We start from the raw sequence: 22781 nt of genomic DNA, 5'->3' as shown, positions 1-22781 counted from the left end.
GGAATCCCGGTTTCGCAGCACTTAACTCGATTTCTGCCCATTCGGGGGCGATTTCCGGGATTGAGCGCTGCGCAACCGGGTGGATCTCCCCGTGAGCTGGTACCTGGTTCCGCGCACTCCCTGCTGCGCAGCTCGCGTTCGGTGAGGATCACAGTGACACTTGTACATCTACAGTGACAAGTGTCGATGTGATGTGTCACTGTTGTTGTCGGTCTGTGTGACCGGGTGGCGCCCTTCTGTGCGGGAGCGTCTCCCCGTGCTCGTGACCGTGCCGGCTGCGATGGGGCGTCTGTTCGCGGGGTTTTCCTGGGCGACCGAGTGACGACCACGATCCCCTCGGCCTCGTTGTTCCAGTTAGATTTCCAGGTAGAATTGTCGTCGTGAGCGTGTTTTCCATAACCGATGCGAACCACGTCGGAATTTCCGGGCTCGTCAGTTCCGCGGAATCCGGGCGGGTGGTTACCCTGTCCCGTCACGGAAAACCTGTTGCCGAGATCGTTTCCCGGGAAGAGATGGACCTGCTCCGCCGCGACCGGGAAACTCTCCGCGATGTCGTCCTCATCATGACCCGGATGGTCACCGATTCGGGCAATCGGACGGAGCTCGACGACGCGATGGAGGCTTTCGGAATCAACCGGGATGAACTCGAATCCGAGATCAAGTCCGGCCTGCACGCCCTGCCGTGACGAAGAACGCGAAGCGCGTGCGCCTCACCGACGACGCCATTGACGACCTCCGCAGGCTGCACAGGAAAGACCCCCGGATCGTGCGCGACGTATTCGCACAAATGCTTCTGCTCGAACGGGCGAGCGATGCGGGTGAGCCTCTCGTCGGCGCGTTGGTCGGGTTCCGCAAGCTCGTCGTCGGTGATCGCTCGTGGCGCATCGTGTGGCGCGAGACGACGGATGTGCGAAACAACCCCGTGCTGGACATCTCCGAGATCTGGGCCGCTGGGGCCCGCGAGGACGGAGAGATCTATTCGGAGATGAAACGCAGGGTGGAAAAGGCGAGGAAGGCAGGACATCCGCAGGCGAAACCGCTCGCCGAGGTGCTGGAGCACATGGGCAGGCTGTACAGCGATATTCCTGCGACTCCCGAACCCACCCAACCTGCCGGATTACCGGATTGGCTCGTCAGGGGACTTCGGGAGGAGTTGCACCTGCCGATGGAGGAAATAGCGAATCTGTCGGAACCTGATGCGCAGCGACTGATGGTCGAGCATTGGTCCAGGAAACCGGAATGACGCCAAGCTGCGGCGCCCACAACGCGGTCATGCAGCACTCAAACCCGAAAACCGCCGCCGAGGGAGGAAAATCCGGGTTGAGTGCTGCGCAACCGGGTGGAACCGGGAGGCGCCGACCCTACAGGGGGTGGGATCAGCGATTGATCATGAAGTAGATCTCCGGTTCCCCCGCATGGGTCATGACGAAACCGATGCCGTCCAGGCAGAAGTTCGCGATCGATGCCGCGTCGTCTTCCAGCTGGACGGTGCCGGGAAAGTTTTCCGCGTGGGCCGCGAGGGCCTCCTGGCCCTCGGAGACCGTCAACCAGCTGTCGAGTTGGAGCACCATGCGGTCGGACGGGTCGAGCAGGGCACAGGGACCGTTGGCCGTCCAGTAGGGTGCGCCCCCGGCCTTCGTCAGCAGAGCGCTGTCGAAGTCGTGGGGGAAGGCCACATCCTCGGGCAGCTCATCGAACCGCCCGTTCTCGTGGAGCGATTCCTCCAGCTCCGCAGGGATGCCGTCGTCCCTGCTCGTCCAGCTGCTCACCCACAGCTCCAGCAGCACGGGGGTGTCTCCCGGGATGGGGGTTGGGTGCGCGCCCAGCTCGTCGTGGGGGATGAGAACGCAGGCGTTGGCGCCTGCGACGGGATCCCAGAAGTCGCAATCGAGTCGCGTTCACAAGTGAACAGGAACAGCGTGTGCCCGGGTAGGAGGCGGGGCGCCAGGGGGTCGCCGGTGAACTGGCCGAGGAAACTCATGGGCAGGCTGCACAAGGCACACACCGGCCAGTCCCGCGACCATCCGATCGGTGCCCCACCCACTTTGCAGACGGCATCGGCCCGGGCGTTTTCCGGTTTCCGGACGGACCAGGTGGGAAAGCGGCTGAGCACGGGATAGTCCTTTCAGCTCTGATTCTTAAGCTGCGTCAACAACCAGACAGCGCCACGAAAGCAGGTACTGTGCGGGGTAGGAATCGTGCTTCCTCAGTCCAGTGTGTGCCGGCCCCGGGCCCTCTCAGCGGCCCGTCCCGGCGTAGACGACCGCTTGCTCGTCGGCGTCTAGGCCGAAGGCCTTGTGGGCGCCACGGACGGCCCGGTCCACCTCGTCGGCGCCGACCACCACGGAGATGCGGATCTCGGAGGTCGAGATCATCTGCAGGTTGACGTCCTCGGCTGCGAGCGCCTTGAAGAAGGTGGTGGTCACGCCTGGATGGGAGCGCATGCCGACGCCGACGATCGAGACCTTGCCGATCTGGTCGTCGTAGAGCACCTCGTCGAAGCCGGTCCTCTCCTTGATGGCCTCCAGCGCCTCGATGCCCTTGCGGCCTTCGCTCATGGGCAGGGTGAAGGAGATGTCGGTCTTGACCGCGGACAGGCGCGAGACGTTCTGCACGATCATGTCGATGTTGATGTCGGCGTCCGAGATGGCCTGGAAGATCGCGGCCGCCGCACCCACCTGGTCGGGGACGCCGATGATGGTGATCTTCGCCTCACTGCGGTCATGGGCCACGCCCGTGATGATGGCTTCTTCCATGCTTTTTCCCTTCTTGACCTCTTCCTGGGGTTTGAGCCAGGTGCCCGGCTTGTCGCTGAAGGACGAGCGGACGTGGACCTTCACGTTCTCGCGGCGCGCATACTCGACGCAGCGCAGGTGGAGGATCTTGGCTCCGGACGCGGCCAGCTCCATCATCTCCTCGTAGCCGATCTCTGCGATCCGCTGGGCGCTCGGCGTGATCCGCGGGTCGGCGGTGTAGACGCCGTCGACGTCGGTGTAGATCTCGCAGTGATCCGCCCCGAGCGCCGAGGCCAGGGCGACGGCGGTGGTGTCGGAGGCGCCGCGGCCCAGCGTGGTGACGTCCTTCGTCGACTGCGCCACCCCCTGGAAGCCGGCGACGATGACGACGGAGCCCTCCTCGATGGAGCGCACCACCCGGCCGGGGGTGATGTCGATGATGCGGGCGTTGCCGTGGGTGGGTGTGGTCAGGATGCCCGCCTGGCTGCCGGTGTAGCTGACGGCGTCGATGCCCAGGTCGGACAGCGCCATGGCCAGCAGCGCCGCCGACTGGCGCTCCCCGGTGGTCAGCAGCATGTCCAGCTCGCGGGACTTCGGCTGCGGCGAGACCTTCAGCGCGAGGTCCATCAGCTCGTCGGTGGTGTCACCCATCGCCGAGATGACGATGATGACGTCGTGCCCTTCCGCGCGCGTCCGGGCGATCCGCCGGGCCACGCGCTTGATGGACTCGGCATCCGCGACCGACGAGCCACCGTATTTCTGAACAATGCGTCCCACGCAAAACCTCCTTGCCGAGAGGGAAGGTTACCGGAGCTACCCCGGGAAAACCCAGGGGGGTCGCCCGGGGTCTGCAGCTTCCAGGGGAGAGCGCCTCCGACGGGAACGCTGGCAGATGGGTGTCAGCTCGACTCGCTCGTCCCGTTGAGGTCGAACCAGCCGTCCTCCCAGGTCTGCGTCGCCGCGGCCGTCGTGTTGCCGACGGGACGCCCGACCGCCGCGTACTTCTCGTACGCCCGCGCCAGATAGGTCTTGACGGTCGAGAGCGAGATGACGGGGTTGAACTGGCGGCCGATGGCCTTGATGGGGACTCCCTCCGACGCCAGCCGCAGGCAGCGCAGCTCATGGGCGGACAGCGCCGGCAGCTCCGCGGCGTCCTCGATGAGCGCGGCCGCCATCGCCGAGGACGGCGACCAGCCGGTCTCGTGGATCTCCCGCAGCGTCTCGAAATGCTTGTCGGGAGATTCGTCCTTCAACGCGAGTCCCCGGGCCCCGGCCCGCATGGCCAGGCTGATCGGGACGCGGCGGTGGTCGGCGGTGAATGCCAGGCATGAGATGCTGGCCTGGCTGAGTACACGGATGGTCTCGTGCCCGGCCAACTGGCCGTGCAACATCAGGTCCACCATGGCCACATCGGGATGGTTCTCGAGGCACCACGCCTGGAACTCCTCGGGGCTGGTGCTGGTGTACACCACCGCCAGCTCCGGGTAGTCGCGACCGAGCGCCGAAATGGCGCGGCAGATGAATTCGTGGTCATCGAGGACTGCCACCTTTATGCTCACGGCTGGTCCTCCTCACAACTGAACTGGGTGAAATCCGGATCTGTAAGCAAGATTCTGGCACCTGCAAGGCCCGCCTGTCGCGTCTCTGATAAACCTGGTTCAGCCACAGTGGCCACGAGAACTCCTTTTCGGCGTGTGATCGTCAGATGCTGGCCCTTGACCGCGGGGTCGAGCTGGTTCAGGAGAGCGGCGAAGCGTGTCGCCTCGAAGGCCTCCACCTGCTCGACGTCAAGCAGGCATCCCCAGCCGGACCGGCGCAGCCGGTCCAGGGCCGTGGCCAGGTGGATGCCGCCGGGCCACAGCCGCAGGGCGTCCCGCAGCCGCGACTCCACGTGCCGGGCCTCCACGCGCACCGCGGGGTCGGCTGGGTCGACGGTGCCAGTGTAGAGGCCAGTGAACAGGGGGCCGCAGATCCGGTCCAGCGCCGCGATCCACGCCTGCTGCTCCGCTGCCCGCTCGTTGTGGAGCTGCTCCGCGAGCTGCTCCTCGGTGCGTTTCTCCTGTGCCTGGTGGGCGCTCTTGCCGATGGATGAGGCCCCCACCGCCAGCACCAGCGTCACGATGCCCGTGATGACGGTGGCGCCCCAGGTGCCGGTGCTGGTCCCCTCGGGAACCCGGCCGAACAGCCCCGCCGCCCCCGCGACGCTCGCCGTGACGTTCGCCAGCACCAGGCTGGCCGCCTCCTGCCACTGGCGTCCTGGGATGGTCATGATCATCAGCGCGTTGGCCAGGCCGATGGTCCATAGCTCGTAGCGGCCGCCGGCGGTCTGCGACAGCCAGGCATAGTTCGCCACCAGCAGCCCGATGCCCCAGGCGTTGGCCAGGATCGCCTCGTGGATGTGCAGTCCGCGACGTCGCAGCACATGACTGGTCAGCAGCACCACCGCCGCCGTCGCGAGAAAGAGCGTCCAGGCCAGGACGGGATTCGGGCTGGGATCCTTCAACGTCAGCAGCAGCCCGGTGCCGAACAGGCTCGGCAGCGCGATCATCGACAGCCATCGCCTGCCCGAGGGGCCGATGCGCACCGCGTGCGGGATCGGGTTCCAGGTGAGGGTGACGGCGGTGCCGCCGACGATGTCGGAGTGGATGGTGGCGTGCCCGCCGACCTCCGCCATGCGCCCGTGGATGCCCTCCTTGATGCCCATGCGGCTGCGCGGCACGTCGCTGGGGTCGAATCCGGGCCCCCAGTCGCTGATCACCACCGTGCAGCCGTTGCTGGAGGTACGGGCCGTCACCTGGGCTGTGCCGCCGGGCACGTGCTTGGCGACGTTGCGGACCGCCTCCCGGGTGGCCTCGGCGATGTTCCGGGTCACCTTCGAAGGCAGGCTGGCCTCGTCCTCGATGCGCAGTGCGACGGGGCAGCCGACGTCCGTCACGGCCTGCTCCAGCGCCGTCAGCAGCGGTGACGCCTCCAGGTCCAGGTCGGAGGTGCCGAGCCCCGCCCGTGACTCCTCGCCGAGCCGCAGCACCTCCTCGCGGGTGATCTCCCCGCGGCCGCTCGCGACCTGCTGGAACAGGTGCAGCAGGGTGTCGTGGACGCGGCGGATATTCGCACGCCGGGTGCTCTCCAGCAGCCGGGCGCGATGCTCGACGCTCCGGCGGCGGGCATCGTCGGCGACGCTGTCCTCTAGGTCCTGCAGTTGTGCCTTCATGGTGCTGTAGGCCAGCGTCATGATGCAGATCCCCACCAGGGTGAAGTTGATGTCCAGGATCTGCTGCCGCCAGTCGAGTCGTGGCAGCAGGGTGATCATCGGCACCAGGGCCCCGGACGCCATGAAGATCCAGGGACCGTTCCCGTCGCGTCTTCGCAGCAGCAGGTAGATCAGGATCGTCCAGACCCACAGATTGCTGTGCCACATCACCGGGGCCTCGCTGGACCACATCCCCGCGCCCGTCAGCCAGAACCCGATGGTGTTGACCAGGGCCACCGGCCAGGCCAGGGGCAGGTCGAGGAAGGCGCCGAAAGCGGCCATGAGATGCGCCAGCGCGATCAGGCCAAGCCCGAAGAATGCCAGGGTGGGCAGGCCGGAGGTCAGCATGTCCTGGATGGGGGTGATTCCCTGCAGGGCGGCAGCCATTCCGACGCCGAACCCCATCAGGCGGCGCATCTTTCTGGCTGGCTCTTGGAACTGCATCGTCGGCATTTTCCCACGACTTCCCAAACTTGAGGGAAAAACCCGGGAGTACATCTATGGGCTTCACCGGGTACCCGGTGAAGCTTCCCGAGAGATCCCGCCTGCAGGGATTGCCCGCCGGGCAAGCCCCAGGCCCCGTCCAGGCCGTGGGTCGTCAGTGCGTGATGCGATGCGCCCTCTCACCGGAGCCGTGTCAGCCCGGCCCCTGGACGTCACCGGCATCGCCTGCGCCCCATCCGCGGAATCTCTTAAAGTTTTCGTTTCAAAATAATGGTCACCCCCCAGGGGTCCAGAGTAGCCTTACGCCATGGAGCGCATTCGGTGGGGAATCATCGGGGCTGGGAGCATCGCCGATACTGTTGCCGGGGAGTTCGCCTTCGTGCCCCAGGCTGAACTGGTGGCGGTGGCATCGCGTGATCCGGACCGGTCGCGGCAGTTCGCCCGCAAACATGGGATCCCCGCTGCCCACCGGGACTACCGGGCATTGATCGAGTCCCGTGGTGTCGATGTGGTCTACATCGCGACCACGCATCCACAGCACCGCGACATTGCCCTGGCTGCGATCGCCGCCGGGAAGGCGGTGCTCGTGGAGAAGGCGTTCACCTCGACCCTCGCGGGCGCCCAGGAGGTGGTTGCGGCCGCAACCGAGGCCGGGGTGTTCGCCATGGAGGCCATGTGGACGCGCTTCCTGCCCGCGGTGGAGGCCGCCCGGGAGGTCGTGGCGTGGGGCAGGATCGGGCAGGTGCTCGGCGTCCAGGGCGACTTGTGTGCCTACCGTCCCTACAACCCGGCGAGCCGGCTGTGGGACCCGGCGACGGGCGGCGGGGCCATCCTGGACCTCGGGGTCTACACCGTCTCCATGGCCGAGGCGTTCCTCGGTGCGGCGCGCCAGGTGCACTGCGTCGGGCGGTATGCCCCGAACGGCGTGGAGTCGGCTGCGACGATGTCCATCGGCTACGCCGGCGGCGGAACGGCAGCGCTCACCTGCGGATTCGACGTCCACGGCCCGGCCCAGATGGCGGTCTACGGCACGAAGGGGTGGGTCGAGATCCAACCCCGGTTCCACCACCCGACCACCATCTCCGTGCACCGGTCAGGAGTGCTGCCGCGGATCATCGAGGCCAAACAGGTCGGCAAGGGCTATGCCCATGAGCTGATGGAGGTCAGCGACTGCCTGCTGGCCGGACGCATCCAGTCCGCGACGATGCCCCTGTCCGACACCGTCGAGGTGATGCGGGTCCTCGACACGTGCCTGGGGCAACTCGGCCGGCCACAGCAGGAGGCCGAGGTCACGATCTGATCGCCTTCTATGCCTGGGCACCTGCGTTCTGTCTATACCGGGGCGCCTTTCTATGGCTGGGTACCTGCGTTCTGATCGCTTGCTTTCGCCGTCCTAGCCGCTGCCTGGGGCGGTTTGCTGGCCTTATCGTCGTTTGCTGGCGTCACAGCACAGGCAAACGTGAACAAGGCCAGCAAAACCGGATTAAGGCCAGCAAACCAAGGCACCAGGCTAGGCGGGAAGGCGTTGCGGACTACAGCGAGGCGGCCATCCGTCGCACGGCTTCGGAGATGATCTCCTGCGACGTCGCCAGGTTGACGCGGACGAACTGGGTGGCTGCCGGGTCGTAGTCGGTGCCCTGGCCGAAGCGCACCTTCGCCTGTTCGAAGAAGTGCTGGCCTGCGTGGGTCAGGCCGAGGGGGGAGCAGTCGACCCAGGCCAGATAGGTTCCTTGGGACGGCGTCCAGGACAGCTCGGGGATGGCGCGGTGCAGCTCGTCGGCGAAGTACTGCTTGTTCTCGTGGATCCCGGCGACGGCCTCGGCCAGCCAGTCGCGGCCGTGGGTCAGCGCCGTCGCGTGCGCCACCACACCCAGGTAGCTAGCCGACTCCGGCACATAGCCGCCCAGGCTCCTCACCAAGCCAGCTGCCTCCGCGCCCGGGACGATCAGGCCAGCCTTCAGGCCCGCGAGGTTCCACGACTTCGACGCCGACGTCACGGTCAGCGCCCGCTCACCGCCCGGCACCAGCTGGATGGGGGTGTGCTCCGCACCCGAGAGCGGGGCGTGGATCTCGTCGCAGATGACGGTGACGTCGTGGGCGTTCGCCAGCTCCATCACCCGCGCCAGCTCGTCAGCGGTGTGCACGACCCCCGATGGGTTGTGCGGCGAGCACAGCAGGTAGGCGGCGGGATGCTCCCTCTTGAAGGCCTCGGCCAGCGCATCGAGGTCCAGGCGGCCGTCGGCGGTGACGGGCACCTCCACGATGCGGCGTCCTGTGGTCCGGCACACTGCGCGGAACGGCGGGTAGACCGGCGGGTTGATGACGACGGCGTCGCCGGGCTGCGTCGTCGCGAGCGTCAGCTCCCGCATGCCCGACATGACGTCACCTGCCAGCAGGATCTCGGCCGGGTCGATCTGCCAGCTCCAGACGTCGCGCGCGAAACCGGCGAATGCCTCCTGGTAGTCGGGCAGCTCCGGGTACCCGGTGTCGCCGTCGGCGACCATCCGCGACAGCACCTCAACCACCGCAGGCACCGGGCGGGCGTCCATCTCCGCGACGAACATCGGCAGTACGTCGGGGCCGAAGCGTGCCCATTTGATGCTGCGGCGTCTGCGGAGCTCCTCCAGGGGGACATCGAAAACGGTCATGCACGGGATTCTATTGCGACGGCGTGCTCCCTCGTCCGCGACGCCGCCGGTACCGCAAACCCGCAGGGACGGCCAGCCCGGACCATACGGTCGTCTTGGGGCAAGGTGGAATAGGATACGTGCAGGAATGAGTCCGATGCCGGTAAACGATGTGTTCGAATATCCTCGCTGGGATCTATCCCTCGTTGCGGGCCTCACGTCTCGAACCCGTTGAGGCGCTACGTTCCTGATCTAGGGCACGAGGACGCCGGCTGGGCATTGCTGGGCGAGTTTCTGGTCGAAGGTGAACAGTGAGGCATTCTCGCTCGTAGAAGCTCGTGCACATCGACCAGTGGGGCAGCTTTCCGGTTGCGAGGTAGCGACGAAAGGTACTTCAGCACCTCATCCACACTCGGCTTCGGACGTAGGACAACGAGGTTATTCTCTTCATCGAATTCCAGATCCAGCGACGCTGCTCCCTCGATTCCCCAACGGCGTCTAATGGAGACGGGCAGGGTAATCTGCCCCTGTGAAGTAATGGAAACCTGCCCCATAATTCCTAGGGCAATAGGTTGAGTGAGTCGTGGCATCCGCTGGGGCTACGCGTGTGTCACCAGGTAGCCGTGTCAGCGCCGGGATAGTTTCTGTGCCGGATACATTTCTGCCGGTGCGTGGGTGCCTATGCTCAGTGATCGTCCCCAGGTCGCAACCAAGCGGTGGGCAGCGTGAGTGGCGACCAGCAGGAGCACATAACGCTGCTCCCCTGATCATGCGCCTCTCGGTATGCATGAGCTCATCGTCCCCGGCCTGGATCTGTGGGCGCGCTTGTCGAATCCGGGTATGGCTGCGTAGCGCGCAGCGCTCCGGACCGGATGTGGCGTTGGCCTGCGCCGGTAGAATCCGTGGATGGCTGTCTTCCGACTCTCGCCCGCCTGGGTCCTTGACGGTTGCGAGGTGCATGGTGGCGACGACGCCCGGTTCCTGATCTCCGCCCCCACTCTGGCGGCCCGGTTCGCCGGTGGTGCGGCGGTTGACCGGTCCGATATCCCGGACGGGGAGCTGGAAGAGTTCGAGCAGCTCCGGTCCGCTGGGGTGATCGCACCCGAGCTGACGTCCGTGACGGGGCGGGTCGCGTTGCTCGGCGACCCCTTCCCCGAGGAACTCCAGGAGAACGCCGGGTGGGAACTCGCAGGGCTCGGCGACGCCGACCTGGCCGTCGTCGTGCGCCACCGCTCAACCCACCTGGGGATCGCGCATCAGGTCCTGGGTCTGGAGCTGCCCCACCTGTATGTCGACATCGCGTTCCATCACACGGTCTCTATCGGGCCGCTGGTGATCCCCCACGAGACTCCCTGCATCAGCTGTCTCTACGGCCGGCTCAACGAGCGGTGGGGAGACCGGGAACCCCCGTCTCAGCCAGGGGTTGTGACCGACTACGGCCCTCTCGCGGCTGCGCTGATCTGCGTCGAGGTGAAGCGATGTCTTCAAGGCGACACCTCCCTGGTGGGCTGGACGGTCGCCTGGGACCTGCGGCAGCGGCGCGTCATGAGGGAGAAACTGTTGACTGTTCCTGCCTGCCCCTATTGCCAGGAGTATGAGTCCTCGGGTGTGATACCGCTATGAAAGCTATCCGGACCCAGTTTGACGCTGGTGAGTTCTCTGGAGCGGTTGCGACGCCTTCCTGCTGTTCGTCGTGTTGCTGTTGCTGCTGTGTGACGACATTCGCCACGGCCAGCGTGACCGGGGCCGCTGCTGCTGCAGCCGCGAGCCGGCACCGGAAACTGTCATCGGGGGCGAGGGTGTGCGGGGTGGTCCTCGGGATGGCCGCGCCCTGGCTGGTGGTCCTGCCGTTCTGGAGCATGAAATTTGTCCCCTTCAACAGGGGTATCTTGGAACTTACGGCCTATGGGGTTCTCGTCGTTCTTGTCGCTTATCTGGTCTTCTTTATCCTGCTCAAACGTCAGGCCCCTATCAGGACGGGGATGCTGTTCACCGCAGGAGTCATGGCGACTGGACTCCTTGAGCTTGCCGTCGCAATATGGTCCCTAGCCCTGATAAAGACTTTCGCTATTTACTTTGTCTTGGCGCCGGTGCTGAGCCTGGTGCTGAGCCTCAAGCTGCTGTCGGCGCGTGGAAGCGCGGGGCGCACGCTCCCTGAGTTCATAGCCGGGCTGCCGCCACAATACCCAGGCCAGCCACAGGATGAGCAAGGCGATGCGTCAGGTGGCTGAAGACCCCACCGGTAGAGATACGCATGAGCGAGCCGGCCGCGCCTCACCCGCGGGGACTTTGAGCTCTTTCCTGATGGGGCAGGCGGTCGGGAACCGCCACGGGCTGGTGTTGCAGCCGCAGCGTGCCTCGTTGTCGATGGCCGACATCAGTGCGATCGCCCACTTCGGGGCGCCCCGGGCGGTGGAACGGCCCTGGGAGAGTGCCGCAGGTGGGGTGGGACGCAGCGTGACCGACGCCCGGCTCGCTGCTATCGGGGAGGCTGTCGAACGTGCGACCTCCGCGCAGGTGAGGCTGCCGACGCGACCGCGCCGGGAGCTGGACGGGGAGCCGCGGATCGACGCCGGGGAGTTTTCGCTATTCACTCCCGGACAGCGACTTAACCCGGCGTTTCCGCACGGCACGCTGTTCGACGACGACTGCCCGTACGCCGTCGCCTACGACCTGCGCGACAACTCGCCGTGGTGGGTGCCCCAGCCTTTTGTCACGCTGCAGGACCCGCACCGCACCGGGATGCCGACCTCCTCCGGCCTGGCTGCCGCGCCTACCGCCCGTGAGGCGCTGCTGCGAGGCATCCTCGAACTGATCGAACGCGACGCCCTCATGACGACGTGGCTGCACTCCCTCCCGGGGCGGTCCGTCGAGCCGCCGGCTGTGCATGCCGCGGAGGTGGAGCGGCTGGGCGGTGAGTTCACCCTCTTCGACCTGACCCCCGCCTACAGCCCATTCCCCGTCGCTGCCGTCCTGGGCGGCATCCCGAAACGCGGTGTGTGGCGGTACTCGCTGGGGGTGGCATGCCGTCAGGACTGGGACTCCGCGGCCGAGAAGGCGTTCCTGGAATGGAATCAGGGAGTGCTGTTCGCAGGCATCTACGGCGATTTCGTCGATGTCAGCGGCCTGACCGAGTACGCGCAGGTCCGCAGCTTCGACCACCACGCCATGTTCTACACCCGCAACCCCGAGCACTGGTCCCGGCTGCCGATCCTGCACCACGACGGCGTCCGTCACCCGCCTCCGCCGACGCCGTCCGGGATGGATCCCCTGGCCGCCGCCCGGCAGGCTCTCGGCCAGGCCGGCATCCGCGTCTACTATCGCGACATCACCACCATCGACGCCCTCCAAGCGGGCCTGCACGTCGTCAAAGCCCTGTCCCCGGACATGGCCCTGATCTACGCCCACGAGGACTGGCCGCTGCTCGGCCGGGTGGCGGGCATGCTGCCCGCGCGCTACCCGGACCGGGTCGCAGAGTCGAGGTTCCCCAACCGCATGCCGCACCCCCTGGGATGATCCATGACCCGTTTCTTCGACGACTTCTGGCTGGCCTCGGAGCTTGACGCCTACAACCTGCCCGAGTTCGGGCAGCGGATCACCGCGTTCCACGGCGACGACAAGCCGCTGCGCCTCGACTATCCGGCCGCCCCGGCGTCCCTGCCACAGGCGCGGCGCAGTCCCCTGGAGCGGGTCGCGGCGCGACGCCGCAGCGGCCGTGAGTTCGCGGAACGCCCGCTGCACCCCAGGGAGCTGTCCCGCCTGCTGGGGTCCTGCCGGGCCTGGGGCGGTGCCGAGCACCGCAGTTTCCCGTCGGCCGGGGCCTCGTATGCTGTGGAGCTGTTCGTCGTCGCGTGGCGGCCTGAGGTGCACATGGCCTACTACGACCCCATCGCGCACGGCCTGGTCACCTTGCCCGACCCAGCACCGGCCTGGGAGGAGGCCTCATCCCGCATCAATGCCCCGGTGACGGGGCAGCCCGCGGCAATGGTGGTCGCGGTGCTGTTCGCCGGCCGGCTGACTGGCAAATACGACGAGCGCGGCGGGCGGTTCGCGCTGCTGGAGGCCGGCGCTGTGATGCAGCAGCTGTCTCTCGCGGCCGCCGAACTGGGCCTGGCGGGGGTGGTCGCGGGCGGGCTGATTGACGACTACTGGGCCGGCCGGCTGGGCGTCGCCCAGGCAGGCGGGCGCGTGGCCTTCGGATACCTCGTCGGCCATCCCCGCCGGTGATCCCGGACGGCGCTACCACGCCTGCCGGCTGGGTCCTTGACCCTCACCTGGCGTGAGGTCTCAGGCTGGAGGTGTGAGAGAGGATGAGCAGGTGGAGGAACTGACCGTCGGGGCCGTCGCGCGGCTGGTAGGTGTGACCGTCCGCACCCTGCATCACTGGGACGAGATCGGACTGGTCCGGCCCAGTGCGCGGGCGTGGAGCGGCTACCGTCTCTACGACGCCGCCGACATCGCCCGGATTCACCGGGTGCTGGTGTACCGGGAGGTCGGGATGCCGCTGGCGCGGATCGCCGAGGTCCTGGACCAGGAGACCGACACCGCTCACCTGATGCGTCAGCGCGACCTGCTGGCCGAACGCATCTCACGGCTGCAACGGATGGCCCGTGCAGTGGATCAGATGCTGGAAAGGAGCAGCATGAACACCCAAGTGAGCGTCGCGGAACAGGCCGAGATCTTCGGCACCGACTGGGGCGACTACCGCAAGGAAGCCGAGCAGGCCTGGGGTCAGACCCCCGAGTGGGCGCAGTCCATGGCCCGGCAGGCGACGATGACCAGGCAGGACTGGATCGACGTCCGCGACGAGACGCGCGACCTGGAAGCCGACTTGGTCGCGGCCCTGGAGGGCGGCGTCCAGCCCGGCAGCCCTGAGGCCAATGCCCTGGCCGAGCGGCTCCGCGCGTCGATCGGCACCTGGTTCGATGTCACCTATGCCAAGCAGGTGCTCATCGCCCGCGGCTACGCGGAGGACGGCCAGTTCTTCGACCACTACGAGGGCCTGCGCAAGGGTCTCGGACCGTGGCTGAAGGCCATCGTCGACGCCAACGCCGCGGCTCATGGCGTCGACCCGGAGACCGCCCAGTGGGAGTGATGATCCAGGTCTGAGAGCCCGGTGGGGTTGTGCTCCGCCGGTCAGGACGTCCGTCCCGGAGAAATCCGGGACGGACGTCCTCGGTTGAAGGGTGGCAGGGTAGGGCTGGGGTATCTGGTCTGCTTCGTTACGCTGGATGATATGGGTGATGAGCACATCAGGGTGGGTGACCGGGAACGGGACCAGGCGGTCGCGCGTCTCCAGGAGTGCCATGCTGAGGGGCGGCTCACTGTTGAGGAATTGCAGGAGCGTATTCAGGCGGCATTGGCGGCCAAGACCGGAGGGGATATCGACAAGCTATTTGTCGACTTACCGGGAGGTTCGCCCCAGCGGGAATCCCAGGTGGGGACGACGCCGTCGATGCAGGAAACATATGGTCTCAGCAACCTGGGATCGCCGGGTGAAGGTCTTGTTAGCTATGAGTCGTCGCAGGAGCCGGCCAAGAACAAACCCTGGTATAACCAGGCTTGGGTTTTCTGGGGTGTCATCATCCTGGTGATGACTTCGCGAGGAATCCTCTGGCCCTTGGTGCCCATAGTAATTTTCGCGATGGTCATTGCACCCAAGCTCTCCCGGTCCCGGAACAGACGGACGGCCCTGCCGCCAGTCCAGCCCCGGCAGCTCACGTTCCAAGAGCGCGACCGGGTGATGCGTGAAATCGAGGCCGGCCGCAAGATCCACGCCATCAAGCTATATCGCGAGTTCACAGGGGCAGACCTGCGTACGGCGAAAAACACCATCGATGCTTGGGGTCGCGACTTCCCTGGGTACTGAGGCCCGCTGTCCACAGCGGCCGTGACACCGGCGTGCTGTTCGGACGAGGCGGTCTCGCCGCGGCTCGCGTTCCGCTTCGTAGTACCGCTGCCCCGCAGCATGACGTCGCTGAGGCTCTGCTGCATAATTGTCGGTGCTACTGATGGCTCAGGGGTGAGCCGAATCGAGGAGAGGCTGCATGAAGAACGAGCCGCAACAGGGGCCAGGGCAGAATGACAACGACGGTGTGCCCCAGATGCCAGCAGGAACAGGTGAAAAGCTTCCTGGCGAAGTTCTGGAACAGGGACCGGTGATAGTTGAATTACCTGACGGATATGTTGCACTCTTCGACCAAGCTGCTGATGGGGTTGCGCCATTCGATCTTAGCCTTCTGCCTGATCGTGAATGGCTCGCCGAGGCGCTGGGAACGGCGGGGAATGTGGGGACCCTGGGAGGTAACATCGCCGGAATGCTCCAGGGCATCTACCGGGTGGATGCGGCCACGCAAGCTCTGCTCAGCAGCGGCGCCCAGCTCGCGGTCAAGGACGGCGCGAATCTGGGGGCCATCTTCATGAACGGAAAGCTGGCGGCCCAGGCCCGATTCATCCCAGTTGCCGCGACTGCGGCCGGGCTGGTGGCTGCCATCGGCCCTGCCCTGGCGATGCTGGCGCTCCAGACAATGATCAGCGATGTTCGGGGACTGATACAGACCAATAACGACCTGATCTGCCAGGTCCTGAGGGAAATCCGCCAGAAAGAGTGGGCAAAGCTTGAGGCGGTGTTGAGACAAGTTAATGATGCGCTAGATTATGCCCGTGAATGTCAGAGTGTTCCTGACACGCTCTGGGACCGAATCGACAATCTTGAAACGTTGATCTGGGAACAAGAGGAACTCTACAGAATCAAGGAGGCTTATTCATAGCCGCAGTCAACCTGCCCTGACAAGGAGTTTACTGTTTATCAGCCACCCTATGAATAGGCTTCAAGGTTTCAGATCATCAGCAGCAGCTGAGTGATCGTGGGGATTCTGCTCGCCGCGAATACCTCCGGATGAATGCCGGTGTGATCGCTTTCGACTCGCATGCGCTCTTGAGAATTCTCAAGTCCCACGCCATCTACGATGCCCTGTGTGCCGCACGCGCCAGAGAAAAAGGAGAAACCGATCCGAGAGAACTGAAACTTGCCGAAAGTACCAGCAGGAAAGCGCTCCGTCGATTGGAGGAATCTGCGCGCGATGTCCGCTCCCTCATGGGGGATCTGACGAGAGAAGTGGGGAAGGTAGCAAAGCCCAAAGATAGCTTGAAAGTCCCATCATTGACGAAAAAGAGCAAGGATGTCAAAGAGTCTAGGGAACGGGCATCGCAGCTGCTGGAGGTCCTTGAACCGCTGGCGGAGAGCGTGCATGCCGTGCCGCCCAAAGTGGTCGCGTCAGAGATGGTGTGCGTCCCGGAGGGTGAGGACATCAAGCGGTATCTGGAGATGCTTCGATGGCATCTCGGCGTGGACGAGGAACTTCGTGGTGTGGCGATCGTCGAGGAGGTCCCGGCCGATGATCGTGTCCAGGGTTCGCTCTCATCTCAGAAGGATGGGGCACAGAAGCCTCTGGGCCGGGTGCAAGACAGGGTTCGCTGGGCAAAAGAAAAGGTCGTCAGCGTAAAAGATGGGATTGCTGACAGATTTGCCTCACCTGGGCTCCTCGTTGCTGTGACCGATCAACGGATCCTCACCGCAGAACCGAAAGAGTTCCTCACGAGCGGGGCCAAGAAGGAATCCATCGAGATCTCTGAGAAGACGGGGGTTCGTCGCTTTCCTCATGGCGATGCTGGCCAGGAGAGGGAGCGAATCCGCCTGACCCTTGAGAATGGCGAGGTGATGGTCTGGCAGTTTCCCGAGAAAGCGGAGCAGAAAACGGTTAATCAGTTTGCGGTGCTGATGCGCCCCGTCACTGCGGGAGAGGCAGTGCAGGAGCTCGGGTGAAACATACGAGAGGCAAACCAGAGTGAGCCCAGTGCCGTTCTCCTGACCCTGGCAGGTCAGTCGAAGTCACCCAGCGTGGGGAGAGAGTCGGCTTTGAGCGTGGTTTCGTAGTCCTCGACCCGCTTCGCCACTGTCCACGAAACGCCGGGCACTCTAGTCAACCCACCAGTGCAGACTGGGGCCTGCGTTGGAAACGCACCCGAGGGGCCGCCGAATGTGCATCCTCTCGGCAACCCGCCCTTCACCTCACGCAGACCCTCGATCCTGACGCGGGTTAGCGGCGGTTAAAGCGCATGTAGCGGCGTGCCGAGTAGGCGAAGATCAGCAGCCACAGAGATAGCGCCGCCAACGGCTGCGTGGCCGGGGCCCAGCTGTCGACGAAGGAGATCTCGGCCCCGTTAGCGGGATTAGACCCGGTGCTCAACGCCATCAGGTTGTTGACGGCCACCATGGGGCTCCAAGCGGAGATGCTTGGGATCGGCTCGGGGAAAGCCTGGAGCGGGATGATGACGCCGGAGATGAGGTAGAGGAATAAGAACCCGGGCAGTGCGCCGTATTGGGCCGACTCTACGGTGCGGCAGAAGGAGGAAGTGAAGGCGCCGAATGCCGCAAACATCGCAAACGCCAGCAGGAGGGCCACCAGGAGCAGAAGCGGGTTCGTGATCGGCCACGCGCGGGCGGCGAAGCCGACAATGACAAGCCCTATCCCCGCCTGAAGCAGCAGTACCAGCGCACTAGGCACGGTGGTGGCAACCACGGTCTCCAGCCGCGTCGCCTCGCCTGTATCCATGCGCTGAAACACGCCGTCTTCGCGTCGCGCCACAAAGATCACGGTCAGGTTGTAGTACACGACCATCAGCAGGCTCATACTCATCACCAGTTGCAGGACGACGGTGGGTGCTGAGACGATGGTGTCCTCGCGCAGGATCACTGGGCTGCTGGCCAGAACCAGGACTGGGGTCAGCAGCAGGGCGGTGAGGGCGATGGACCGATTGCGGACGTAGAGGCTGATCTCCGCGCGCGAGATCGCCCAGGTGCGGTGCAGCGAATTCGTGATCATTTCGAGCTCCTATTGGTCAGTGCGAGGAACGCGGTCTCCAGCGAGGCGGCCCGCGCGTTGAGGCCATCCAGGTGGATGCGGTGCTCGTCGGCGAGGGAGAGCAGCTCCCGCAGGGTCGTGTGCAGATCCGAGGTCAACAACCTGGTGGTACCTCGGTAGTGGGAAACCGGGGCGCTGAGCTGGGGGAGGGCAGCCAACCGCTGCTCCGGGAGGGCCGCGGTGCGGAAAGTGATCTCGCACGGGTGCTGGGCGACGATCTCATCGACCGTGCCTGTGGTGAGGATCTTCCCGCCGTCCATGATCAGGAGGCGATCGGCTAACTCTTCCGCCTCCTCCATGTAGTGGGTGGTGAGCAACACGGTTGCCCCTTCGTCGAGCATCGCGCGCACGAGGTCCCAAGTCATTTGTCGTACCGCCGGGTCGAGCCCTGTGGTCGGCTCGTCCATGAAGAGCAGCTCAGGCCGACCAAGGGTGGCCATCGCCAGATCGAGGCGTCGACGCTCGCCTCCGGAGAGGCTGCCCACCCGGATGTCCGCGCGTTCACTCAGCCCGCACATGCCCAGCGACTCATCCACCGGACGGGGGTCGGTGAGGGTGCCTGCCCACATGCGCAGGGTCTCGCGCACGGTGAGGTCACGGGCGAAACCCGCTTCCTGGAGCATGATGCCCGTGCGTTGACGCACGCGCGCCCGATCAGCGATCGGGTCCAGGCCAAAGACCTGAGCCCGCCCCTCGGCTGGGCGGGTGGCGCCTTGAAGCACTTCCATCAGGGAGGTCTTCCCCGCCCCGTTCGAACCGAGGAGCGCCACGAGTTCCCCCTTGCGCACGTGAAAGGACACGCGATCCACGGCCACAAACTGACTGTATCGTCGCGTCACGTGTTCAGCATTGATGACCTCATTCATTGCCGATCCTAACTGTTGATGATCGTGCTGATGGTAGCACCAGAGAAGAGCCACTCTCTCGCGCGGTTGTCGAAAGTTGACTGCCCGGCGGATTGCGCCAAAAGGCTCGCGCAGGCAGGCGCTGTAGTGACTATTTGCTGAATCCTGAGGAGGGCCTGGCAAGGGCAGATGCAGCTTTCTGACGCATGGGGGTCAACTTACGGTGACTTAGTATTGCAGGGTGCCTGGTGGTGAAATACCGTTTCCTCATCGCAGCAAACGCGGCGAATAACTCGAAAGGGTGGGGCTAGAGAAAGGGTTTTAGCCTCGAGTGAACCGCGCAAAGACGTGGAGGATGTCCGGAGTCTTATAGGTCACAAACCCTTTCCAAACCTACCAAAGGAGGTAAGAAAAATGCAGGATCAGAATGGATTCCAGGACGTCACCTGGATGCAGGAGGTCGCTGAGCAGGAGTTCGATACGGACGTTTTCGGTGCCTGCACCACCAACACGTTCTCCCTCAGCGACTACTGGGGCAACCGTGGCCACCTGTGCAGCATCACCAGCGAGTGCATGTCGTGGTGTAGGTGAGCCCCGACTCGCAACATGTAAAAAAACCCAATCAAAGCAAAGGAAAAAAGATGAATGGAGTGCCCGGCGTTTCGTGGACAGTGGTGAAAAACCTGAGTTTATTCGAACATGTGAGGTAAAATCTGTACTATGCCGGCTTCGAAATTCAGTAAAGAGTTTAAAGAACAAATCATCGCGGAGGTTCTTGAGGGGTCTCGGCCGATAGCGGAAGTGGCGAAGTCCTACAATCTGGAGTCGGCGAACTGTGGATCAGTTGGGTGAGAATATGGCGGAAACAGCATCGGTAGAAGCGTCCTCGGATCAGATGGCGGAAAATCAAGCGCTTACAGGCCGAGAGGGTTATTCAGGAATCGTTCCATCCGCGACATTCCCCCTTGCCAACTGTGGGTTGCCAGGGATTTAGCGGAATTGCTGAATAAGCTTCCGAGGCTGGGTGAAGCGAAGACGGGGGTTCGAGTTCAGAGATAAAGCGGCGGCCTTCATGCGTGCAGGAGACTCCGGGTAGCAGCGAAGAATGTGTTTATATCTCTCCGCGGATGGAGGCGGCTATCTGGTGTATGTGATGTGTCGTTGGGTCAGAGTGTCTCGTTCTGGCTACCACGAGGTGGCGGAGCCAGGGTGTATCGGAGACGCAGAAACACCAGGGGGGAAGTCACTAGTGTGATTACAGGTCTTCTTCCATGAGTCTGAGCAAACCTACAGGTGTGTCGACGTATCCACGCTGCTCTGGTTGAGCGGGGGGGTCCACGCAAGCTCCGATCTGGTGCGTCAGCTCATGCACCGGGCTGGCCTAGTTGGCCTACCCGGTCCCGCAAAGCGGGCCTGCACCAACTATCCCAGCTCAGGGGCCTTCACCACCGCCCGGATCTGGTCAAGCAGGACTGTCGCCGCCAACAAACCAGGGGTAGAAACGAGGTGGGCGAGGTCAGTCTTCATCCCCACCTGGGAAGGGTTCGCTTATCTAGCGACCGTGATGGATTGCTACCCGAGATGAAGATCATCGGTTATGCGATCGCCGGGAATATGCGCACCCGGCTTGTTGACGAGGCTTTACACATGGCGGTCAGGAATCAACCCCCTATCGTGGGTGAGACTGTCTTTCATTCCGGTGCGTGGTTCACACTTGCATCTCGGCTGAATTGCGCGGACGTCATGAACACATATGGTATCCGCGCCTCGATCGGGTGGAACTGGTGTTGTGTTACGACAATGCCGCAGCAGAATCATTCAACACCCTGAAGTTTATTCACAGCTACGGGCAACCAGGCTCTGACGAGGGGGTTCACCACCCCTCAGCTACCCATGAATAAATCTCCCTCCTGCAAGAAGGAGATAGTGAACCGGAAAATTCTACCCCGACACGAAAACACGCAGCCGGGGATGTTGCAGCCTGGATCGAGCAACTGCTGCAATCACAAAACGACTCCACTCGACGCTAGGGTACCAAACCCCCAACCACGTCCACCAAGAATAGATGTCAACACCAGAAAGCAGCCTGAGAATCCCATTTTTCAGCAGTGTCCACAAAACCCACAGCACTCCAGGGCTCAGGGGTGAGACAAGTAAAAGGTAAAAGGCAGACCAGAGTGAGTCCAGCGCCGTCCTCCTGACCCTGGCAGGTCAGTCGAAGTCACTCAGCGTGGGGAGAGAGTTGGCTTTGAGCGTGGTTTCGTAGTCCTCGACCCGCTTCGCCAGGTCCTCGTCCGAGATCGCCATCGCCCCGATAGTGAGGAAGGGTTTCAGGTAGGTGAGGGAGCAGAGGTTTGCGCTGGCCTGGAAGGGTCGCAGGAACTCGTGCACCGTGTAGATGTAGTCGCTTTCGCGTCCGTATTTGCTGGAGCCGGGGGAGCAGGCGACGAGGAGTTCTTTGCCGGCCAGGGCGTTGCCCGTGGAGCCGTACGCCCAGCCGTAGGTCAGGACGTCGTCTTCCCACTTCTTGAGCAGGGGCGGGCTGGAGAACCAGTACATGGGGAACTGCAGGACGATGCGATCTGCGGCTTCCATCGCCTGCTGCTCGGCGGCGATGTCGATGCGGAAGCCGGGGTAGAGATCGTACATCCGGCGCACAACGACATCATCGCCAAGACTCTCGGCTCGCTCAGCCAGCGCACGGTTGACCCGTGAGGCCGCCATGTTCGGATGGAAGACGAGCACGAGGGTTTTCATAGCTGCTCCTCACTGAAGTTGGGATGGACTAGTTCCGGAAGGCCGGGTGGCAAGCCGTCATGCGCTGCGCACCGACACTACCCCGTGAGGCCCAGGACTTCAGGAACGACGCCGCTCACCACCGGATTTGAGGATCACCAGGTCCCAGAGCTGTCAGGGCGCAGGTCCACACTCGTCGTCGAGCGCCTCGGCAACCATCGCATTCGTGACCACATGGCCTTTGGCCGAGGGCAGGAGCACCAGACGTTGTGTCGTTGATGTTGTGATGCCGACTCAGCGGGAATCGGCGCCGAGATTGCCTCGCCCATCGTGACGTCTGGTGCTCGTGGGGCGGAATCTGGCGCGGTTTCCATGCCCTCAGGATAAAAGCAATCCAGCGGGGCAGCTCTCAGCGCACGAAGACCGGGACGTCCTGGGTGGAGCGGTCTTCGTCGTAGTGGTACCCGTTCTCGGTGAAGTCGCGGAGCGTAGCGACGGAGCGGACCCGGTTGCGGACCAGCCATCCGGCCATCGAGCCGCGGGCCCGTTTGGCGTGGAAGCTGACGATGCGGGGGGCGCCGTCCTTGTTGCGGTCCTCGAACCGGGGTGTGATGACGCGGACGCCGAGACGGTCGATGTCGATGACGGAAAAGTATTCCTGGGAGGCCAGGTTGACCAGCACCTCCGGGCCGGGGGAGGTTGCTAGGTCCTCGCGTAGCAGGTCGGTGATCCGCGTGCCCCACCAGTCGTAGAGGCTGCGGCCGCGCCCGGTAACCAGGCGGGTGCCCATCTCCAGACGGTACGGCTGGATCAGGTCCAGGGGACGCAGCAGCCCATACAGTCCCGACAGGATCAGCACCGTCTTCTGCGCCTCCGTGAAATCGCGTTTCCCGAACGTCGACGCCGCCAGCCCCTGGTAAACGTCGCCGCTGAAGGCCAGCGCCGCCGGACGCGACGTCGCGGGCGTGTGCTCCGGGCTGAACTCGCGGTAGCGGGTCACGTTCAAATGCGCCAGGTCCTCCGAGATGCGCATGAGCCGGGCCAGGTCCCCGGGCGAGATGGTGCGCATGACGTCGATCAGCTCCATCGACTGCTCCAGCAGCCGCGGTGTGGTGTGCTCGGCGGTGGGCAGCGGGGACTCGAAGTCCAGCGACTTGGCCGGTGACAGGACGCTCAGCATGCCCTATTCCTATGCGTCCCGGCGACCGGGCGCAAGTCGC

General features: G+C 64.4%; 23 protein-coding genes. 13 read left to right on the top strand and 10 right to left on the bottom strand.

The genetic code is table 11. The features are described 5' to 3' along the window. The first annotated feature begins 380 nt into the window (after window positions 1-380). Complete coding sequence (locus SK1NUM_RS13530) at window positions 381-686, top strand: type II toxin-antitoxin system Phd/YefM family antitoxin (RefSeq protein WP_212323179.1); 306 nt, start codon at window positions 381-383, stop codon at window positions 684-686. Beyond that, window positions 683-1243 (top strand): type II toxin-antitoxin system RelE family toxin, encoded by a 561-nt coding sequence (locus SK1NUM_RS13525; protein WP_212323176.1) that lies wholly within the window; start codon window positions 683-685, stop codon window positions 1241-1243. Before SK1NUM_RS13530 ends, SK1NUM_RS13525 begins: the two co-directional genes overlap by 4 nt. 133 nt (window positions 1244-1376) lie before the next feature. Here the strand turns inward: SK1NUM_RS13525 and SK1NUM_RS13520 are convergent, their stop codons facing one another. From SK1NUM_RS13520 to SK1NUM_RS13505, 4 genes are all read right to left on the bottom strand, one after another. Continuing rightward, window positions 1377-1787 carry a hypothetical protein gene (locus SK1NUM_RS13520; protein ID WP_223927622.1) on the bottom strand — a complete coding sequence of 137 codons (411 nt, stop codon included), beginning with the start codon at window positions 1785-1787 and terminating at the stop codon, window positions 1377-1379. 450 nt (window positions 1788-2237) lie between these two features. Further along, complete coding sequence (locus tag SK1NUM_RS13515; RefSeq protein ID WP_212323170.1) at window positions 2238-3512, bottom strand: aspartate kinase; 1275 nt, start codon at window positions 3510-3512, stop codon at window positions 2238-2240. A gap of 122 nt (window positions 3513-3634) precedes the next feature. Further along, window positions 3635-4294, bottom strand: coding sequence for a response regulator transcription factor (locus SK1NUM_RS13510; protein ID WP_212323167.1), 660 nt, complete (start codon window positions 4292-4294; stop codon window positions 3635-3637). Further along, window positions 4291-6429: an ATP-binding protein gene (locus SK1NUM_RS13505; protein ID WP_212323164.1), complete on the bottom strand. Its 2139-nt coding sequence runs from the start codon at window positions 6427-6429 to the stop codon at window positions 4291-4293. The genes SK1NUM_RS13510 and SK1NUM_RS13505 overlap by 4 nt, the downstream gene beginning before the upstream one ends. A gap of 307 nt (window positions 6430-6736) precedes the next feature. On the opposite strand from SK1NUM_RS13505, the gene SK1NUM_RS13500 reads away from it, so the two are divergent. Beyond that, window positions 6737-7729, top strand: coding sequence for a Gfo/Idh/MocA family protein (locus SK1NUM_RS13500; protein WP_212323161.1), 993 nt, complete (start codon window positions 6737-6739; stop codon window positions 7727-7729). 232 nt (window positions 7730-7961) lie between these two features. Here the strand turns inward: SK1NUM_RS13500 and SK1NUM_RS13495 are convergent, their stop codons facing one another. Continuing rightward, window positions 7962-9077, bottom strand: a complete 1116-nt coding sequence (locus tag SK1NUM_RS13495) for a MalY/PatB family protein (RefSeq protein WP_212323146.1) — start codon at window positions 9075-9077, stop codon at window positions 7962-7964. Between the two features lie 218 nt (window positions 9078-9295). Continuing rightward, on the bottom strand, window positions 9296-9610 hold the full coding sequence (locus tag SK1NUM_RS15525; RefSeq protein ID WP_396020942.1) for an AbrB/MazE/SpoVT family DNA-binding domain-containing protein: 315 nt from the start codon (window positions 9608-9610) through the stop codon (window positions 9296-9298). Between the two features lie 352 nt (window positions 9611-9962). Between SK1NUM_RS15525 and SK1NUM_RS13490 the strand changes: the two genes are divergently transcribed. The 8 genes from SK1NUM_RS13490 to SK1NUM_RS13455 all read left to right on the top strand — a co-directional run bounded on the left by SK1NUM_RS13490 (window position 9963) and on the right by SK1NUM_RS13455 (window position 16881). Beyond that, on the top strand, window positions 9963-10679 hold the full coding sequence (locus tag SK1NUM_RS13490) for a hypothetical protein (RefSeq protein WP_212323143.1): 717 nt from the start codon (window positions 9963-9965) through the stop codon (window positions 10677-10679). 89 nt (window positions 10680-10768) lie between these two features. Next, window positions 10769-11287, top strand: coding sequence for a hypothetical protein (locus SK1NUM_RS13485; protein WP_212323140.1), 519 nt, complete (start codon window positions 10769-10771; stop codon window positions 11285-11287). Beyond that, window positions 11280-12572, top strand: a complete 1293-nt coding sequence (locus tag SK1NUM_RS13480) for a YcaO-like family protein (RefSeq protein WP_212323137.1) — start codon at window positions 11280-11282, stop codon at window positions 12570-12572. The genes SK1NUM_RS13485 and SK1NUM_RS13480 overlap by 8 nt, the downstream gene beginning before the upstream one ends. A gap of 3 nt (window positions 12573-12575) precedes the next feature. After that, entirely contained in the window at window positions 12576-13283 is a 708-nt protein-coding gene (locus tag SK1NUM_RS13475) for a SagB/ThcOx family dehydrogenase (RefSeq protein WP_212323132.1), read from the top strand. A gap of 73 nt (window positions 13284-13356) precedes the next feature. After that, on the top strand, window positions 13357-14151 hold the full coding sequence (locus SK1NUM_RS13470; RefSeq protein ID WP_212323129.1) for a MerR family transcriptional regulator: 795 nt from the start codon (window positions 13357-13359) through the stop codon (window positions 14149-14151). 141 nt (window positions 14152-14292) lie between these two features. Beyond that, window positions 14293-14925, top strand: a complete 633-nt coding sequence (locus SK1NUM_RS13465; protein WP_212323126.1) for a DUF1707 SHOCT-like domain-containing protein — start codon at window positions 14293-14295, stop codon at window positions 14923-14925. 178 nt (window positions 14926-15103) lie between these two features. Further along, the gene (locus SK1NUM_RS13460) at window positions 15104-15826 is read left to right on the top strand and encodes a hypothetical protein (RefSeq protein WP_212323114.1); all 723 of its coding nucleotides are present in this window, start codon (window positions 15104-15106) and stop codon (window positions 15824-15826) included. A gap of 140 nt (window positions 15827-15966) precedes the next feature. Further along, on the top strand, window positions 15967-16881 hold the full coding sequence (locus SK1NUM_RS13455) for a hypothetical protein (RefSeq protein ID WP_212323111.1): 915 nt from the start codon (window positions 15967-15969) through the stop codon (window positions 16879-16881). A gap of 274 nt (window positions 16882-17155) precedes the next feature. On the opposite strand, the gene SK1NUM_RS13450 is transcribed toward SK1NUM_RS13455, so the two are convergent. Together SK1NUM_RS13450 and SK1NUM_RS13445 are read right to left on the bottom strand one after the other, a co-directional pair. Continuing rightward, the gene (locus SK1NUM_RS13450; protein ID WP_212323108.1) at window positions 17156-17941 is read right to left on the bottom strand and encodes an ABC transporter permease; all 786 of its coding nucleotides are present in this window, start codon (window positions 17939-17941) and stop codon (window positions 17156-17158) included. After that, window positions 17938-18846 (bottom strand): ABC transporter ATP-binding protein, encoded by a 909-nt coding sequence (locus SK1NUM_RS13445; protein WP_212323105.1) that lies wholly within the window; start codon window positions 18844-18846, stop codon window positions 17938-17940. Before SK1NUM_RS13445 ends, SK1NUM_RS13450 begins: the two co-directional genes overlap by 4 nt. Window positions 18847-19239: 393 nt before the next feature. Between SK1NUM_RS13445 and SK1NUM_RS13440 the strand changes: the two genes are divergently transcribed. Beyond that, window positions 19240-19416, top strand: a complete 177-nt coding sequence (locus tag SK1NUM_RS13440; RefSeq protein WP_212323102.1) for a plantaricin C family lantibiotic — start codon at window positions 19240-19242, stop codon at window positions 19414-19416. A gap of 129 nt (window positions 19417-19545) precedes the next feature. Continuing rightward, window positions 19546-19677, top strand: coding sequence for a transposase (locus SK1NUM_RS15520; protein ID WP_212323099.1), 132 nt, complete (start codon window positions 19546-19548; stop codon window positions 19675-19677). 1359 nt (window positions 19678-21036) lie between these two features. On the opposite strand, the gene SK1NUM_RS13430 is transcribed toward SK1NUM_RS15520, so the two are convergent. Continuing rightward, the gene (locus SK1NUM_RS13430; RefSeq protein WP_212323096.1) at window positions 21037-21582 is read right to left on the bottom strand and encodes an NAD(P)H-dependent oxidoreductase; all 546 of its coding nucleotides are present in this window, start codon (window positions 21580-21582) and stop codon (window positions 21037-21039) included. A 388-nt stretch (window positions 21583-21970) separates the two neighbouring features. Then, window positions 21971-22741, bottom strand: a complete 771-nt coding sequence (yaaA, locus tag SK1NUM_RS13425) for a peroxide stress protein YaaA (protein ID WP_212323093.1) — start codon at window positions 22739-22741, stop codon at window positions 21971-21973. Window positions 22742-22781: the final 40 nt, after the last annotated feature.

Origin of the sequence: Arachnia rubra, assembly GCF_019973735.1 — a bacterium.
Classification (GTDB): domain Bacteria; phylum Actinomycetota; class Actinomycetes; order Propionibacteriales; family Propionibacteriaceae; genus Arachnia; species Arachnia rubra.
This window is presented reverse-complemented; position numbering and strand designations above follow the sequence as displayed.

Coding starts and splice junctions, on each gene's coding strand:
- SK1NUM_RS13505 (WP_212323164.1), bottom strand. CDS start 6,429: ATGCAGTTCCAAGAGCCAGCCAGAAAGATGCGCCGCCTGATGGGGTTC.
- SK1NUM_RS13500 (WP_212323161.1), top strand. CDS start 6,737: ATGGAGCGCATTCGGTGGGGAATCATCGGGGCTGGGAGCATCGCCGAT.
- SK1NUM_RS13495 (WP_212323146.1), bottom strand. CDS start 9,077: ATGACCGTTTTCGATGTCCCCCTGGAGGAGCTCCGCAGACGCCGCAGC.
- SK1NUM_RS15525 (WP_396020942.1), bottom strand. CDS start 9,610: ATGGGGCAGGTTTCCATTACTTCACAGGGGCAGATTACCCTGCCCGTC.
- SK1NUM_RS13490 (WP_212323143.1), top strand. CDS start 9,963: ATGGCTGTCTTCCGACTCTCGCCCGCCTGGGTCCTTGACGGTTGCGAG.
- SK1NUM_RS13475 (WP_212323132.1), top strand. CDS start 12,576: ATGACCCGTTTCTTCGACGACTTCTGGCTGGCCTCGGAGCTTGACGCC.
- SK1NUM_RS13465 (WP_212323126.1), top strand. CDS start 14,293: ATGGGTGATGAGCACATCAGGGTGGGTGACCGGGAACGGGACCAGGCG.
- SK1NUM_RS13460 (WP_212323114.1), top strand. CDS start 15,104: ATGAAGAACGAGCCGCAACAGGGGCCAGGGCAGAATGACAACGACGGT.
- SK1NUM_RS13450 (WP_212323108.1), bottom strand. CDS start 17,941: ATGATCACGAATTCGCTGCACCGCACCTGGGCGATCTCGCGCGCGGAG.
- SK1NUM_RS13445 (WP_212323105.1), bottom strand. CDS start 18,846: ATGAATGAGGTCATCAATGCTGAACACGTGACGCGACGATACAGTCAG.
- SK1NUM_RS13440 (WP_212323102.1), top strand. CDS start 19,240: ATGCAGGATCAGAATGGATTCCAGGACGTCACCTGGATGCAGGAGGTC.
- SK1NUM_RS15520 (WP_212323099.1), top strand. CDS start 19,546: ATGCCGGCTTCGAAATTCAGTAAAGAGTTTAAAGAACAAATCATCGCG.
- SK1NUM_RS13430 (WP_212323096.1), bottom strand. CDS start 21,582: ATGAAAACCCTCGTGCTCGTCTTCCATCCGAACATGGCGGCCTCACGG.
- yaaA (WP_212323093.1), bottom strand. CDS start 22,741: ATGCTGAGCGTCCTGTCACCGGCCAAGTCGCTGGACTTCGAGTCCCCG.